General features: G+C 44.7%; 14 protein-coding genes. 5 read left to right on the plus strand and 9 right to left on the minus strand.

Features of this window, described 5'->3' with window-relative positions; all coding sequences use genetic code 11:
• Positions 1-180 precede the first annotated feature (180 nt).
• The 4 genes from ACFPIB_RS17110 (at position 181) to ACFPIB_RS17125 (ending at position 3739) form a co-directional block, all read left to right on the plus strand.
• Entirely contained in the window at positions 181-1494 is a 1314-nt protein-coding gene (locus ACFPIB_RS17110; protein ID WP_378018693.1) for an alginate export family protein, read from the plus strand.
• A 406-nt stretch (positions 1495-1900) separates the two neighbouring features.
• Complete coding sequence (locus tag ACFPIB_RS17115) at positions 1901-2599, plus strand: CoA transferase subunit A (RefSeq protein WP_378018694.1); 699 nt, start codon at positions 1901-1903, stop codon at positions 2597-2599.
• A gap of 42 nt (positions 2600-2641) precedes the next feature.
• Positions 2642-3001: a four helix bundle protein gene (locus ACFPIB_RS17120; protein WP_378018695.1), complete on the plus strand. Its 360-nt coding sequence runs from the start codon at positions 2642-2644 to the stop codon at positions 2999-3001.
• 81 nt (positions 3002-3082) lie between these two features.
• Positions 3083-3739, plus strand: coding sequence for a 3-oxoacid CoA-transferase subunit B (locus ACFPIB_RS17125; RefSeq protein WP_378018696.1), 657 nt, complete (start codon positions 3083-3085; stop codon positions 3737-3739).
• Positions 3740-3812: 73 nt separating this feature from the next.
• On the opposite strand, the gene ACFPIB_RS17130 is transcribed toward ACFPIB_RS17125, so the two are convergent.
• Complete coding sequence (locus ACFPIB_RS17130; RefSeq protein ID WP_378018697.1) at positions 3813-4241, minus strand: DUF983 domain-containing protein; 429 nt, start codon at positions 4239-4241, stop codon at positions 3813-3815.
• Positions 4242-4350: 109 nt separating this feature from the next.
• Entirely contained in the window at positions 4351-6237 is a 1887-nt protein-coding gene (locus ACFPIB_RS17135; protein WP_378018698.1) for a pyruvate kinase, read from the minus strand.
• A 293-nt stretch (positions 6238-6530) separates the two neighbouring features.
• On the opposite strand from ACFPIB_RS17135, the gene ACFPIB_RS17140 reads away from it, so the two are divergent.
• Entirely contained in the window at positions 6531-8093 is a 1563-nt protein-coding gene (locus ACFPIB_RS17140) for a GNAT family N-acetyltransferase (RefSeq protein ID WP_378018699.1), read from the plus strand.
• Between the two features lie 109 nt (positions 8094-8202).
• On the opposite strand, the gene ACFPIB_RS17145 is transcribed toward ACFPIB_RS17140, so the two are convergent.
• The 7 genes from ACFPIB_RS17145 to ACFPIB_RS17175 form a co-directional block, all read right to left on the minus strand.
• Positions 8203-8982 carry a hypothetical protein gene (locus ACFPIB_RS17145; protein ID WP_378018700.1) on the minus strand — a complete coding sequence of 260 codons (780 nt, stop codon included), beginning with the start codon at positions 8980-8982 and terminating at the stop codon, positions 8203-8205.
• Between the two features lie 59 nt (positions 8983-9041).
• Positions 9042-10136, minus strand: coding sequence for an endonuclease/exonuclease/phosphatase family protein (locus ACFPIB_RS17150; RefSeq protein ID WP_378018701.1), 1095 nt, complete (start codon positions 10134-10136; stop codon positions 9042-9044).
• Positions 10137-10233: 97 nt separating this feature from the next.
• Positions 10234-11412: an OmpA family protein gene (locus ACFPIB_RS17155; protein WP_378018702.1), complete on the minus strand. Its 1179-nt coding sequence runs from the start codon at positions 11410-11412 to the stop codon at positions 10234-10236.
• A 223-nt stretch (positions 11413-11635) separates the two neighbouring features.
• The gene (gene preA, locus ACFPIB_RS17160; protein WP_378018703.1) at positions 11636-12985 is read right to left on the minus strand and encodes an NAD-dependent dihydropyrimidine dehydrogenase subunit PreA; all 1350 of its coding nucleotides are present in this window, start codon (positions 12983-12985) and stop codon (positions 11636-11638) included.
• Between the two features lie 184 nt (positions 12986-13169).
• Entirely contained in the window at positions 13170-14501 is a 1332-nt protein-coding gene (locus ACFPIB_RS17165; RefSeq protein ID WP_378018704.1) for an NAD(P)-dependent oxidoreductase, read from the minus strand.
• 368 nt (positions 14502-14869) lie between these two features.
• The gene (locus ACFPIB_RS17170; RefSeq protein WP_378018705.1) at positions 14870-15739 is read right to left on the minus strand and encodes a nitrilase-related carbon-nitrogen hydrolase; all 870 of its coding nucleotides are present in this window, start codon (positions 15737-15739) and stop codon (positions 14870-14872) included.
• A gap of 165 nt (positions 15740-15904) precedes the next feature.
• Positions 15905-16129 (minus strand): hypothetical protein, encoded by a 225-nt coding sequence (locus ACFPIB_RS17175; protein WP_378018706.1) that lies wholly within the window; start codon positions 16127-16129, stop codon positions 15905-15907.
• Between the last annotated feature and the right edge of the window lie 331 nt (positions 16130-16460).

Consider the following 16460-nt stretch of genomic DNA (forward strand, 5'->3'; position numbering starts at 1 on the left):
CCAACACAATTATTGTCGAAAAAGTAACAATAGTTTTGCTCTTAACTGCGACCAATAATAGCCCGAAACAATTTCTTTGCATTTCAAATTACGTGAAGATTTAGCGTATGACTTGATTCCTTATACCCGGTTTATTTTTCTGCGTTAAAGGAGTTCATGTTTAAATCTGGTTTTGAAGTGATGGAAAAAGTAAGCGTAATCACTTTTATATTGCTCCTATTTTCTTTTCATCACATCTTCGCACAACAACCTTCCGATACCGTTGTTCAAAAGCGAGCATTTATAATTGAAGCCGAATTCCGGCCAAGAACAGAATACCGCAACGGTTACCGGCAGTTAAAACCTGATACCGCCAGGCCGGCCTTTTTTACCGATCACCGGAGCCGGATCTATCTTACTTATACCACGCATCGTTTTCTGTTGCATACATCTTTCCAGGATGTCAGGGTATGGGGCGACCAGGACCCGCAGACTGCCAATGGTTCCGTCCAGATCTTCGAAACGTACGCCGAGTCTTCTTTGTCAGATAAAATTTCGGTACGGATTGGCAGACAAAAGATCATTTACGATAACGAGCGTTTGTTTGCTCAGAATAATTGGCGGCAAATCGGCAGGGCACACGAAGCGGTGCGGTTCATGTACAAAAGTGAAAAACTGGAAACTGATCTGATCGGGGCATTCAATCAGGAAAAAGGAGCAAACGAACGGAACTTCGAAACGGATTATTCGCCTGATTTTAAAAATTACAAAGTGTTGGCAGCCAGTTTTATTAAATGGAAAGCAACCGATAAAATTACACTCATTACGATTAATGCTACCGATGGCTTCCAGGACGATTCTATAAAACGCGAGTACCATTTCAGATTTACCAGCGGTGGCCGGGTAACCTATACCGACATAAACCATTATCTGACGGTTGCAGCTTATTACCAATACGGGAAAACACCTTTGGGCCAAACCGTGAAGGCATATTATGTGCAGCCGGAAGTAAAATATCAATTCCCGCACAACTTTACTTTTAAGTTAGGAGCCGAAATTATGAGTGGAGACGATGCTACAAAAAGCAGCTCCGTTTCGCATTCTTTCGATCCTCTGTACGGCGTAAATCATCGTTTCATGGGTTCTATGGATTATTTCACCCGTTTTCCAGGCGACCTGAACAATGCCGGCCTGATCAACCCTTATCTGTTTATATTCTATGAGCTGAGTAAAAAAATTACATTACGGGCCGATAGCCATTTATTCTATTCGCAGAATGATTTTGTTCGGGAAGAAACGGTGATCCCAAAATATCTCGGCTTTGAAAATGACCTGCTGTTTATTTTTAATGCCAACAAGTTTACCGAATTACACTTAGGATATTCGTATATGTTGCCCACGCAATCAATGCAATACATTAAAAGAACCGGTAACTATAGAAACTGGCAGGATTGGGCTTTTCTGATGATCACTTTTACTCCTGAACTTTTCAAATGGGAATCAACCGTTAAGTAGTTTTTTCGTGCTAAACCATAGCGTTTTGGGATATCCTTTTACTTAATTCGCCTGGAAGCTTTGTTTGTCATTTTGAACACAAGTGAGCAAGGGAGTGCGAAACTTGCGCGCGTAGCGCTGAAACAACTTGGCAGCTCTTTGTAGCAACGTTTCTACTGGGAGCTGACAAGGTCCTTCGTTAGCGCTCAGGATGACAGGTGTATTTTATAAGATAGATTCTCATAAAATGTGGTACCATAATCTTTTAACAACTTTGAAAAAGTGGCCTTGACTTTTTTACTGATAGCACTTTTAAGGGCAAAAAAGCTACCGTTTTAATAAACTGAATATCAATTTAAACGGCAATTCCTGCAACTATTTACCAAATTACTTTAACTTCGCTGCTGAAACTGATTTCCCTTAAACTATGATCAATAAAGTTGTAAAAGACGCTGCTGAAGCCTGCAAAGGCATTGAAGACGGCATGACGCTTATGCTGGGCGGCTTCGGTTTATGCGGTATTCCCGAAAACTCGATCCAGGAACTGCTGCGAATTGGCGTTAAAAACCTGACTTGTATTTCGAATAATGCCGGTGTAGATGATTTCGGAATTGGCTTGCTGCTGCAAAAGAAACAGGTTAAGAAAATGATTGCCAGCTATGTGGGCGAAAACGCAGAATTTGAGCGTCAGTTACTTTCCGGGGAACTGGAAGTGGACCTGATCCCGCAAGGCACTTTAGCGGAAAGAATTCGTGCCGGTGGCGCTGGCATTCCGGCATTTTACACGCCGGCCGGTTATGGTACGGAAGTTGGCGAAGGCAAGGAAAGCAAAGAATTTCACGGTAAAATGTACCTTCTGGAAGAATGGCTGAAAGCTGATTTTGCAATTGTAAAAGCGTGGAAAGGCGATACCGCCGGTAACCTGATCTACAAAGGTACGGCCCGCAATTTCAACCCGATGATGGCTACAGCTGGTAAAATTACCATTGCTGAAGTAGAAGAACTGGTACCGGCCGGCGAACTCGATCCGAATATGATCCATACTCCGGGTATTTTTGTGCAACGCATTTTCGAGGGTAAAGATTACGAAAAACGGATTGAGCAACGCACTGTTCGCACGGTTTAATCTGCTGTTTTTTTAAAGTGGTAATGTGCTATTTTTAAATTTATGGAAAATGCCAGCCTGCCCGGATTTTCAGATAATGTAATTGTTAGAAAATCATTCGAATTTGCATTAACGATCATTCAATACGCAGATGCACTGGAGAGTGAGCGAAAATACATTATTGCGAACCAATTATTAAAAAGTGGAACCTCCATGGGGGCTAATATTTGGGAGTCGCAAAATGCTGAAAGCAAAGCTGATCTTATTCATAAATTAAAAATTGCGGCAAAGGAAGCCAAAGAAACCGAGTATTGGTTATTGCTTTGTAAAAGCAGCGATGGTTATCCGGCTATTTCAGATAAACTGGAGAAACTACTGGAAATTCAGAAATTGCTTTACGGAATAATTCACAGCAGCAAGTGAAAATGAACATTACTTCATTAAAAAATTAACACGTTGGAAAAGAAAAAGCACATTAACACATTAGCAAATTAGCACATTAACATGGCTTTAGATAAACATGGCATTGCCAAGCGCATTGCAAAAGAAGTAAAGAACGGCATGTACGTAAACCTCGGTATCGGAATTCCGACGCTGGTGGCAAACTATATTCCGGAAGGCATTGAAGTGGTTTTACAGTCAGAAAACGGGTTGCTTGGAATGGGGCCTTTCCCGACCGAAGCCGAAGTAGATGCCGACATGATAAACGCGGGTAAACAAACGATCACTACTTTACCTGGCTCCTCTATTTTTTCTTCCTCTGACAGCTTTGGAATGATCCGCGGCGAGCACGTTGATCTTACCATTTTAGGCGCCATGGAAGTTTCAGAAAAGGGCGACATTGCCAACTGGAAAATTCCGGGCAAAATGGTAAAAGGCATGGGCGGCGCAATGGACCTGGTAGCTTCGGCCAAGAACATTATTGTGGCCATGCAGCATACTTCAAAAGATGGTCAGTCGAAATTATTAAAGGAATGCAGCCTGCCGCTTACCGGCTTAAAATGCGTGAAGAAAATTGTTACCGACCTGGCTGTGCTGGAAGTTACCGATAAAGGATTTAAACTACTGGAACGTGCTCCGGGCGTAAGTGTAGAAGATATTCAGAAAGCTACCGAAGGCACCTTGATCATTGAAGGTGAAATTCCGGAAATTCAATTATAAAGACCGGCTATAAAACGGTATGATTTTGACCATAAAAAGTAAAGCCCCGGATTGTTTCGGGGCTTTACTTTTTTTAATACTGTGGCGGTTTATTCGGTTTGAATTCGCGCTTCTTTATTTGGTTGCAAGGTCCTTCATAATCTTCAAAAACATTAATCCAGATTGCCCTTGAAAGGCGGAAAGTAATCGGTAATAAACCAATCACCACTACCAGAAGCATGGTCATGATCATGGTCAGGGTAAATTCTTTTACGAAGAAATTCAGCACAAAAAAGATAAAAAGGAAAATTGCTGTGCTGATACCGAAACTTACGTACATGGCGCCGTAATAAAAACCGGGTTCTTTTTCGTAAGCCAGTCCGCAGCAAGGGCAACTTTCATACATATCCGAAAAACGTTTCGGGCTGTATAAAGTATTCGGCGGGAATAATTCGCCATCGTGACAACGCGGACATTTAAAATTTAATATGCTGTAAAACTTAGATTCTTTCCAGTTTGCCATAGCGTTTTTTAGTTAGTGCAAAGGTACAATTCCTGCCTGCCAATTGCACGGAAATAATTAAAAAAACCTACATCTGGATTCTCTTCAACTAGTTTTTAGGCTTAATTCCCTAGCGTTTTTTACTGGCTTTATTTTCCATGATCGGCTCTAATTCTGAAACGTGCAGGTTGCGCAGCATAGACGTTTTTTTATGCTGATGCAATTGCATGAGCGCCAGAATTTCATCGAGCATCTCAATAGCCTGGACCACGTGCGGACCTTTATTCAGCATCACGCAATCGGCCCGCTGGCTCATGGCGGCATCGGTAATTTCGGCTCTGGAAGGGCGGCCTTTTTTTGCCAGCGTTTCGAGCACTTGTGTAGCCCAGACAACCGGCATGTGCGCTGCTTCACAAAGCCAGAGAATTTCTTCCTGTACTTCAGCCAGACGTTCCCAGCCGCATTCCACGGCCAGATCGCCGCGCGCAATCATAATGCCGGCCGGGTAGCGGCGCATCACGGCAAGCAGCAAATGCGGCAAATTGCGGAACGCTTCTTTGGTTTCGATTTTAAGCATGATGCCGGTTTTGGTCGCGCCGTTTTTCTCCATCAGATCCTGCAGGACTAAAACCGTATCCGGATGATTTACAAAAGAAAGGTTTACAATATCGGCGTGCTTCATTACAAAATCGAGATCGTGTTTGTCTTTCTCGGTCAGATCAGTGAGGTTGAGTTTGCTGTCCGGTAAGTTTATTCCTTTATTGGCGCGCAGTTTACTCCCTTTTTCACCGGCCGCCGTTATTTTTATCAATAGTTGTTCGGCGTTCACTGATTTTATTTCACCCGTTATTTTCCCGTCATCGAATAAGATTGGTTGCCCCGCTTTTACTCTGGTAAAGACTTCGGGTAAGGTGCAGGAAACATGCGCAGGCTTTACAATGTGGCCGCTGGAATCGAAAGAGGCCGGCTCGCCGGGAAGTGGCTCTTTGTGCAGGATCAGGAAATTGTCTTTTTTGAGCGTGATCGGTATTTCTATGGTTGGTAATTCGCCTACTTCCGCTTCGGTTTGCGACACGTTTTTATTATTTACCCGCATGCTGGTACCAGTGCCGATGTAAGACGTTTTGAACAAATGGGCCAGTACACCGGCAGCCGTTTTTTTTACGACCGAAAGCTGGCGTTTACGCCCCCGGGTATCGCGGAACTTCAGCACATCGCCTACCTGCAATTGTTTTACCCAGGCTCCGTTAAAAGGCAAATGGGCATCTACTCTGAAATTCGGTTCTTTTCCAGCCGCAAGCCAGACGTTAGCTGGTGAAACAACCTGCCCCTGTTCATTGCGGATCGGGTGAATGGAAATCAACTTAGGGCCGGGTTTCAAAGGTCCGGTACGCAGCTTGGGGCCCATCAGGTCCATGAGGATCTTACAGGGCAGGTTCAATTCCTTTTCGGCGCGTTTTATATTCCGGATCATTTGCAGCCATATCTTTTCATCGTCGTGCGCACAATTAATGCGGGCACAGTTCATGCCGGCCAGCATCATGCGACTTAAAAGATCATAATCGGAAGCTAGTTCGGTTGGAATGGTAACCATAATGCGCGCGTTCCGGTTAGCAGGTGCATTTCCGAGCAATGCTTCGGTATTTGCCTGAAGTAATTCGTTGCTTTCAGAAAAAGTAATAAGTGACTGCTTATTGGCAACTTGGGAATTTGTAGAAGCACCTAGTTGCTGCCTCACCGCGCAGAGACTGGCTAATACATGGCCTTCGGTGCGGCCGAGAGACGAAAGTCCTTTCTCGGCCAGGCCGGCCTGTAAGGCTCTTATATCGTGCTGACGCAGCGCCAGATAATGCAACAGATTGCGTGCGCTCGGGCGGAATTCTTTATCCACTTCTTTTATGGCCGCTGCAAAACGTTCTTCCATGGTAAGGGCTGCCTGGATCAAATCTTCTAATCCGGCTATCTGTGTAAGCTGCTCTTTTTTATTATCAGCATTCAAAGTTTTATCAGCATGCATAGCAATTCAATTCAGGTAAATGGTTGGTAAAAAAGAAACGGTTTACGATTACCGAAAAAAGACTCAGACAGATTGCACCATTTTCTTTATAAGTTTCCAACGGTAGCTTTTGTTTAAGCTGGCCAGATGAAAGCGTGATTTATAACCTATTTTTATTGTAATTTCACCCAAAAATCAGCGGTGTTTTCCGGCGGTTTTGTCCGGATTTACGTTCATATATTTTTAATTGCGTATTACGGAGCTTTTCAAAAAAACAGCTTATTGCTAAGCTAACCTTTTTTAATTAAAACGCTATGCCTACGAATGAAAAAAGTGCCCCCAACACTTCGGAGCACAAACTGATTTTACGCACCCTGCGTCTTTCCGATTACAAAGCCATAAAAGAGATCATGGATATGGTCTATTCCAACCTGGGTGGCTCCTGGACGCAGAAGGAATTTTCGGCGCTGCTTAAACATTTTCCGGAAGGCCAGATCTGTATAGAAGACAAAGGAAAAATTATTGCGGGCGCGCTCAGCGTAATTGTAAAATACTCCGATTACGGCGATAAACATACCTATGAGCAAATTATCGGCAAAGGAAAATTCGACACACATAATCCTGACGGCGATACGCTTTACGGTGTTGATATTTTTGTGCACCCCGAGCATCGAAACCTGCGCCTGGGCCGCCGCTTATACGATGCCCGGAAAGAGATCTGCGAGAACCTGAACCTGCGCGGTATTATTGCCGGCGGCCGCATTCCGGGTTACCTCGAACATGCCGATAAACTTACTCCGCGCCAGTATATTGAACAGGTGCGCAACAAAGAAATTTTCGACCCGATCCTCAGCTTTCAGCTCAGCAACGATTTTCACGTGCGCCGGGTACTGAAAGGCTATTTACCGCAGGATAAAGAATCGAAAGCGTACGCAACGTTACTGGAATGGATTAATGCTTATTTCGAAGAGAAAGAAGTAATTGTTGGCGGTAATAAACGCGTAGTCCGGATCGGGATTGTGCAGTGGCAAATGCGCAGCGTAACTTCGCTGGAAGACATGATGCAACAGATCGAGTTTTTTGTAGATACGGTTAGTTCCTACAAGGCTGATATTGTTATGTTCCCGGAGTTTTTCAATGCGCCGCTTATGGCTCTTTCCGACGAAAAAACTTCTTCCGCCGCAATCCGGAACCTGGCGCATTATACAGACGAGATCCGGGAGCAGTTGACCAACATGGCGCTGAGCTACAACATCAACATTATTGCCGGCAGCATGCCCGAATATTACGACAACAAGCTCTACAACGTAAGTTATTTGTGTCGCCGCGATGGTACTTACGACAAGCAATATAAACTGCACGTTACGCCCGATGAATTAGCCCATTGGGGCATGCGCGGCGGCCAGAAACTGAAGGTTTTCGATACAGATATCGGAAAGATCGGGATCTTAATTTGCTACGATGTGGAGTTCCCGGAACTGTCGCGTTTACTTTCGGATATGGATATGAAAATTCTGTTTGTGCCTTACTGGACCGATACCAAAAACGCATATCTACGGGTACGGCGTTGCGCCCAGGCGCGCGCAATCGAAAACGAATGTTACGTGGCCATTACGGGTAGCGTAGGCAATATTCCGCGTATCGAAAACATGGATATTCAGTATTCGCAATCGGCCGTTTTTTCGCCTTCGGATTTTGCTTTCCCGCACGATGCTACTATTGCCGAAGCCACTCCGAATACGGAAATGACCCTGATCGCTGACTTGGATCTGGATCTGCTGAAAGACCTGAACACTACCGGTAGCGTGAGGAATATCCGCGACCGCCGCAAAGATCTTTACAACGTAAACTGGATACTGCGTGAGCCGCCGCTTTAATGATTTGCAATAAGAATAAAACCCATAAAAAAAGCCTTCTGCCAAAACAGAAGGCTTTACTTTTTTACTTCAAAACCATAGCGTTTTTCCGTCGGTAATTACTAGCGTATTAATCTTCTACCGAAACCAATCTCACTTTATCGGTCGGCATTTTTTCTAATGCATTTATAGCCCGGTTACGATGATTGGCGCCAAGCAAAACAATAATGCGTTTCCCCGGATTTTCCTGCACTAGGTTTACAATATTTTCGGTAATGATCTCGTCGCGGCGGCGGTTGAAATTGGTATAGGTTTCGTAGCGCGTATCTTTTACAGCTTCGTCTAAAACCTCATAAAAGTTGCGGGTAAGTTCATCGTACTGGCCGTTACTTAAAACTGCAGGCGGAGCAGTTCTGGCCAGTTCAGCTTGTTGTTTTCCAAGTTCGGCAAGAGGAGCTAACCTGGGAATGACGAGGCTGTCGCGGTTCATTTCACGCTCCAGTTTTTTTATTTTTCCCAGTTCGGTTTGTTCATTTTTAAAAACATCTGAAGGCATTTTCTTACCACGCATTTCTTCGCCATACCAATCTATACCCCGCACTTTTTCCAGCGGAAAATCTTTCAAAACCTGGCGCATTTCCAACGGATAAAATTGCTTTAAATAAGTAGTGTCTTCCTTCAGATCTTCCGGCCGGATCTCAATAGCAATAATATCCGGATTGAAGGTTTGAATAAGCTGCGTAACCTTTGCGTATGGATAATTCGGGTTGCTTAAATGAAATTTATGAATGGTTGCCAGCACCTGCACTTCGGCTGGAGAAGCAGATTCTACAAGACTTTTTTCAGTGGTTTTACAACCAGCTGCGGTAAGCAGAAACAGCAGCCCGAACACCTTTACTTTTTCAAGCATTTCAATAGTGTTTTTTTCAAATGTAATAGAAAAAAATGAAAAATAACGCGTGGTTTTTATCAGGAAAGGCTACCCTTTTCCGCTTTCATTTCTACAGCTTTTTCTACTTTTTCAACGGCTTCTTTTTTATCTTCGTTATCTGCTTTTGGCTTTTCCTGCTCGTGTTTGTTTTCGGGTTCGTAACTGAGTGTAATGCAGATCGGGAAATGATCGGAGCCAATTTTTTCCAGCCGTTTCAGGGAAACAATTTTAAAATCGCGGGTATGAAAAACGTGGTCTAAAGGCCAGCGAAGCAGAGGGTAAAATGCATTAAAAGTTGCAAACAAACCCCGACCAATCCGCGGATCTAAAAGCCCGCTGTTTTTCCGGAATAGTTTGGAAGTATGCGACCACGCTACGTCGTTCATATCGCCGGCTACAATCGTGGCCCCGGGGTTTTCTTTCACATCAAAACCAACCACGATCAGTTCGGCATCGCGGGGTACGGAAGTATCGGCTTCCTGCGGTGCCGGCGGGCGCGGGTGCAGGCCATGAAAAACGATCGGCGCGCCGGAAGGCAATTCGATAATGGTATGCACGGAAGGTACATCGGGCTCGAGCAAAAATCTGATCTCCGGGTTCTTAAGCTTGAGCCGCGAATAGAATAACATGCCATAAGTATTTGCCAAAGGCATAAACAAAGTGTAAGGATAATCCTTTTCCAGTTCACTCAGATTATCCTTCCAAAGCTGATCCGTTTCTACAGCCAGAATTACGTCCGGATCGGCGTTTCGCAGCATTTCCAGGCAGCCTTTGTAGTTGCGGTTGGTTTCCAGCACATTGGTTACAACAACGCGGATGCGGTCCTGTTCGCTTTCCGGCAGTCTGGTATCCAGCACCATTTTTTTGCTGAACACCGTGTAAGGAAAAATACGCCACGACTGGTAAACAATGCTGATGGCTAATGCAATTTCCAGTATAAGCTGAAAAGTGCCTTCTCCGTGATTAAAATAATAGAAGCCAGCCAGACAAATAATACCTGCTGCAATGATCTGCAAACGCGGAAAATCAAAAACCCTGATCCACCAGTATTCTTTTGGCGAAAGTGGAATAAGGGTGGCTAAAATGGTAAGCAGCGATAAGGCTGTAAAAATATATCCCAGAAAATCGGTCATAAATGTAAAGCTCGGTCTGCGCGTTAAAAGGCAGTTCTTCCTTTACGCATATAGCAAAATTTAGATATATAAACGGTAGGGTTTCACCGCAAAAAACTCAGGGCAGAATTTCAAATTCTACGCGTCGGTTCTGCTGTTTACCTTCTTCGGTTTCGTTGGTAGCAACGGGTTGCGTTTCGCCAAAGCCTTTGGTTTTTATGCGTTTTTCGGCTATACCTTTCCGGATAAGGTAAAATTTAACCGCTTTGGCCCGGTTTTCTGAAAGTGTCTGGTTGTATCCCGGCAGGTTGGTAATGTCGGTGTGGCCGTTTATCTGAATAGATACGGTAGGGTTCTCTGTTAAAAAACCGTATAGTTTGTCAAGTTCCTGATAAGAAGCCGGCAACAACACTGCTTTATCGGGCTGGAAGAAAATTTTATTCAGCCTGATGGTTTTGTTTGCTTTTACTTCGCCGAAGTAATCAGAGCGTTTCGCAACAATTTCCGGTTCTGGTTTAGGTTTAGGCTGCGGTTCCGGTTTTCGGTCGCTCACTTTGGAAAGCTTTATATCGTCGATGTAATAATAGGCATAACCTTCGTCAGTTTCTTTTCCAAAGGTCATGATCTTTTCTTTCATCGTTTTTTTGCGGGGCACAAAATTCCCGGCAGGCACAACTTTCAACTTCGGTACTTTATCATACGCCTGAAAATTGCCGATCGTAAGCGTAGTTTCTCCGCCGCCGGCTTTAAACTGCCCAGCTACCCGTACCCATTTATCGCGTTCAGTAATAATATTTTCCGGAGCAAGTTCTACCTGTGGTTTCGACATTAAAAAGCCGTTTTGCAACAGCAACGGGGCGCGCTGACTCACAAAAAAACCAAGTCCGCTGGTGGCGTATTCGCTATATTCCGAAAGGCTTACGTAAAATTCAGCTTCATAAAGCGCACCTTTTTCCAGTGGCTCTGAAAGGCGCACCAGCATGAATTCGCGGTAATCTATATTGCCTCCCCGAAACAGCGAAATACCGGCAAATGCATTTCCGGAATGGGGTTCCTGCTGGCCTACATAATTCTGCAATGCATTAACATCAAAAGATCTTGATCTTTTATGAAAGAGGTCTGCCGGTTCGGGACCGGGAGCAGTAGAAAACCATGGCTTGGCTAAATAAAACTGGCTCACACCTTCCGGTATTGCCTGCGTATTTTCAAAATCGCCGTTCGGCACCAGATTTTCCTGTGAAAACGCTATGGTTTGAAAGCTAAAAAGTGCAAATCCGGCCAGTAAAAACTTCTTCATATATTTTCTATTGCACATGAAACGTGCCAAAGCCGGATTTATTGAGTTGGGAAATGGGAGAATTATTGAATGACAGAATGGTAGAATAATTGAATGAGAGAACAATAAAATTCGTAAACACCAGAGCTTCAGCATGAAAACAAGTTAAACTCTGTTTACTCATTTTTCTTTCTAAAAATGTTAGGCTTTCATTCTATCATTCAATAATTTACTCATTCTATTATTAAACTTTCGCTTCGTAATGCAGCGGCCGCTTGGTTATAAATGCTTCTTCCGGATCATTCGCATGATGCAGCAATCCACCGGCCCGCGGGTCGTTAAAATCGTTTGGAATATCGCCGGCTGCGGTCATTTGTTTCCAGGTTAAATGTTCTGAGCCGTCGTCTACGCGTTCCATGGTTATACAACCTTCTGAAGGACAAACCAGCGAGCATAAATTACAACCAACGCAATTTTCCTTGATGATGTAAGGAATTCTTGTGCCTTCTCTTAAACCAATGGCCTGGTGCGCGCCGTCTTCGCAAGCGGTGTAGCACAGCTGGCATTCAATGCATTTTTCTTCGTGAATTTCGGCCTTCACTTCGTACTTCAGATTCAGGTTTTCCCAGGAAGTTACATTCGGAACTGCTTTGCCTATGATCTCATTTACGCTCGCAAATCCTTTTTCATCGAGGTAATTATTCATGCCGGAAGTTAACTCCCGAATAATACCAAAACCATAATGCATAACCGCTGTGGCGATCTGCACCGAACCGGAACCGAGCAGCATAAATTCCACCGCATCGCGCCAGGTTTCTATGCCGCCAATGCCGGAGATCGGCAGGTTGAAGCCGGGAATTTGCGCGCAGTTCTTCACCATGTTCAATGCCACCGGTTTTACAGCCGGACCGCAATAACCGCCGTTCGTACTTTTGCCATCCACAATGGGGTAAGGCACAAAATTATCGATATCAACGCCTACCAGACTCTGAATGGTATTGATCAGCGAAATAGCGTTCGCGCCGCCGGCTTTGGCTGCAATGGCCGGTTGCGTAATATCAGTAATATTCGGCGTAAGTTTTACAATAACCGGAATTTTGGCCACTTCCATCACCCACTCCACAATGGTCTGCAACACTTTCGGCTCCTGCCCTACTGCCGAACCCATGCCGCGCTCGCACATCCCATGCGGACAGCCAAAGTTGAGTTCAATGCCATCGGCGCCAGCATTTTCCACGTCGCGCACAATTCTATGCCATTCATCCCGCGTCTGAAACATGAGCGAAGCGATCACCGCATTATCCGGAAAACGCTTTTTCACTTCTTCAATTTCGCGCAGATTATCCGCCACCGGCCGGTCAGAAATCAGCTCGATGTTGTTGAATCCTACCATGCGCTTATCCTTATAATTCACGCTGCCATAACGGCTAGAAGTATTGATTACCGGCACGGCCAGTGTTTTCCAAACAGCTCCTCCCCACCCGGCATCGAAAGCTTTCATAACCTGGTAACCAGTATTGGTAGGTGGTGCAGAAGCCAGCCAGAACGGGTTCGGAGATTTTATACCGGCGAAATTGATGGAAAGATCGGCCATGGGGTAATGATTAATTATTAATGATTAATGAATAATTGTTTTTCTCACTTGGAGATTTTTGTCCCTCTTTGGAGGGGTTAGGGGGAGGACCACGCATTCCAGAAAAAAAATCAGCTAACGTGAAAATCCTCCCCCTACCCCCTCCAAAGGGGGACTTTTCGCAATACTTTTCCAGCCTGAAATGCTATCGTTTTTCGCTCAAAAACTGGTGAATCCCTTTTGCGGCACGTTTGCCTTCGTTGGCCGCATTTACCACTTCCATACCGCCGTTAGCAGCATCGCCGCCGGCGAAATATTTCGGGTTAGTGGTCTGGAACGTGGCTTCGTTTATTTTAATGGTGCCGTTCGGGTACAGTTCCAGACCGGAAATCTGCTGCGACAAATTGCGCTGCTTTTCCTGTCCGGTAGCTTTAATTACCATGTCGCAGGTCTGAACAAATTCGCTGCCAGCAATGGAAGTAATTTTGCCGTCTAACGTTTCGGTTCGTATGAATTTTACGCCGGCCACTTTATCTGTTCCCAGAATTTCCAGCGGCTGAACGTTGAACATGCCTTTCACGCCTGCATGTTTGGCCAGTTCGTATTCGAAAGCATAAGCGCCCATTTCGGTCTGGTCGCGGCGGTACGCTAAAATTACTTCTTCGGCACCCATTCTTGCACTTTCCGAAGCGGCATCCATAGCGGTGTTTCCACCACCCAAAACAATTACTTTTTCGCCAACTTTTACATTTTCGTGATTCAGGCGTAACTGTTCAATAAATTCAACTGCACCTAAAACGTTTTCCAGGTTTTCGCCGGGAATTTGCAAGATTGCGGTTTTTCCTAAACCTACGCCAATAAAGATCGCATCGAATTCCGTTTCCAGTTTCAGCAAATCTTCAGCAGTTTCAATTGGTGAATTATATTGCACTTCAAAGCCGAACTGCATTTGCAGGAAATCCATTTCTGCCAGCACTTCTTCGTTGGTAATTTTATAAGGCGCCACGCCATGCACAGTTAAGCCCGAAGGCAGACTTTTAGCTTCAAAAACGGTAGCATTATAGCCTAAAAAACTCAGTTCACAAGCACAACTAATTCCTGCTGGCCCGGCACCGATGATCGCGACTTTTTTGCCGTTTTTGGGTAGCGTTTTGTAAAGTGGTTTGCTGGTTTTTATGGCTTTATCCGTAGCAAAATTCTGCAGCCGTCCGATCTCGATGGGTTTCACGCCCTGGTTGGTGTACACGCAGGAACCTTCGCAGAGCACTTCTGTCGGGCAAACCTTGCCGCAGGCATTTCCGAAGTAATTGGAATCGTAAATGGTTTTGGCTGCACCGCTCACGTTACCGGAATTTATCTGCCGGATAAACAACGGAATATCGATACTTGTGGGGCAGGCATTTACGCAGGGCGCATCGTAGCAGAAAAGGCAGCGGCTGCTTTCATAGTACGCTTCGTTGGCGTTCATCAACGGTTTTATCTGCGCAAAATTTGTGTCGAAATCTGCTTCCGTTGCCGGAATTTTGTATTCAGCCATTTAATTGGTTGTTAATTGCTGATGGGTAAATGTTTTTTGAAGATTTCTCACATTTTCCGGTCATCTCGACCGCAGGGAGAGATCTCCTGTGGTTGGTAGTTGGTTTGCTAGGATTCTTAGTTTACTTTTCTGCCATTTCCTGGAGTTCCCTCTTGTCGTCGGTATGACGCAATAAAATGGATGTCGCAAAATTTAAATCGTAATAATTTGTCGAAATATGCGAGCGGACAGGTCAAGCCCTGACCCTACGCATTCCCGATAACTCCCCTCATTTTCAAGGAGGGGTTGGGGGTGGTTAAAACGCAGAAGCAAACGAATGAACAAAATTCCATCACCCGTTTGCTTCTTTTTCATATTCTGAATGCAGATTAAAGCGCCGTCAGATCGCCATATGTTTCCGGACGACGGTCGCGGTAGAATTGCCACACCGAACGCACTTCGTCGATCAAAGCCAGGTCGAATTCGGAGATCAGTAGTTCGTCGTTGTCTTCGGAAGCTTCGGCGAAAATTTTTCCGCGCGGATCTACGAAATAAGACGTGCCGTAGAATTTACCGATGTTCCAGGGTTTCTCGGTGCCTACGCGGTTGATGCAGCCCATGAAATAACCGTTGGCTGCGGCGTCTGCCGGCTGCTCCAGTTTCCATAAATACTGCGACAAACCAGCTACCGTAGCCGAAGGATTATACACGATTTCTGCGCCGTTCAAGCCCAGCGCGCGGGCGCCTTCCGGGAAGTGACGGTCGTAGCAGGTATAAACACCCACTTTTGCGTAACGCGTCTGGAAAACCGGGTAGCCTAAGTTGCCCGGCTTGAAGTAGAATTTCTCCCAGAAACCCGGGTGCAGGTGCGGAATGTGGTTTTTGCGGTATTTGCCCAGCAAAGTGCCGTCGGCATCTATTACCACGGTGGTGTTGTAGAGTACACCGGCCTGCTCTTTTTCGTAGATCGGCACTACCATTACCATCTGGTATTTTTTGGCGTATTCAGCCATCAGGTTGGTAGTGGGGCCGGGAATGGATTCGGCGGCTTCGTACCATTTAATATCCTGACCGGCGCAGAAATACGGGCCGTTGAAAATTTCCTGGAGGCACAGGATCTGTACGCCTTTCTGACCAGCTTCGTCTATATACGGCAAATGCTTTTGCAGCATGGCTTCCTGGATCTCGGCTACGCTGGCGTTTTCAGGCATTTCCGGCATGCTCATCTGGATCAGGCCGGATTTTATTTTACGGGACATTGCGTTCGGGTTTAATGATGAATGTTTCCGGCGGTAAAATTACGGAAAGGTTCTTAAAATTAAACCTTAATTCAGAATAAGCAAGTTTTTTGTGGGGATTGGGGTTTTATTTGGAGGGAAGGGAGATTGTTGTTTAACACCAACAACGGCGTAAAATCTGGTACTTCATAAACCAAATCGCTTTTTAATTTCTTCATGAGGCGTTACGCGGCATTCATCAATCGCTTTTAAGCCGCGCCCTATTCCTGATTTTTGTTCACAAATTAAATTATCAGCCCAGTCTTTTTCGGTTTTAGAATCTTTCACCACACGCAAATACTCAATAGTATCTTCGTCGTCCAATTTGGTAAGCCATTCTATTAATTCGAGTTTAATTGCCTCTAAGCCCATTCTGATTTATACTTAAATTGATTTACAGTTAAAAAAGTTAGCTGTTGGTGAAAACACGTATAATAGCAATGTTTTACAACAATTTAACCTTTCCGTTTTTCAATTACTTTCCCTTCTAAATTATATATTTTTTCTTTTTTTAATTTTCCTGTTTTATCATATGTCCTTTCATATTTCGCTGGAATTCTTTTTCTATCTGCATCGCTTAGAAACTGTTTTAAAAGCCATTAGCAACGTTTAAGCATTACTGAGATCATTGCTATATATACCATCGATTGGCTGTTCATTCTGTTCTTCTCATAATCTTTATTCAGACGCCTTGCATGCAGCA

This window comes from Adhaeribacter terreus, from assembly GCF_042657365.1.
GTDB lineage: Bacteria > Bacteroidota > Bacteroidia > Cytophagales > Hymenobacteraceae > Adhaeribacter_A > Adhaeribacter_A terreus.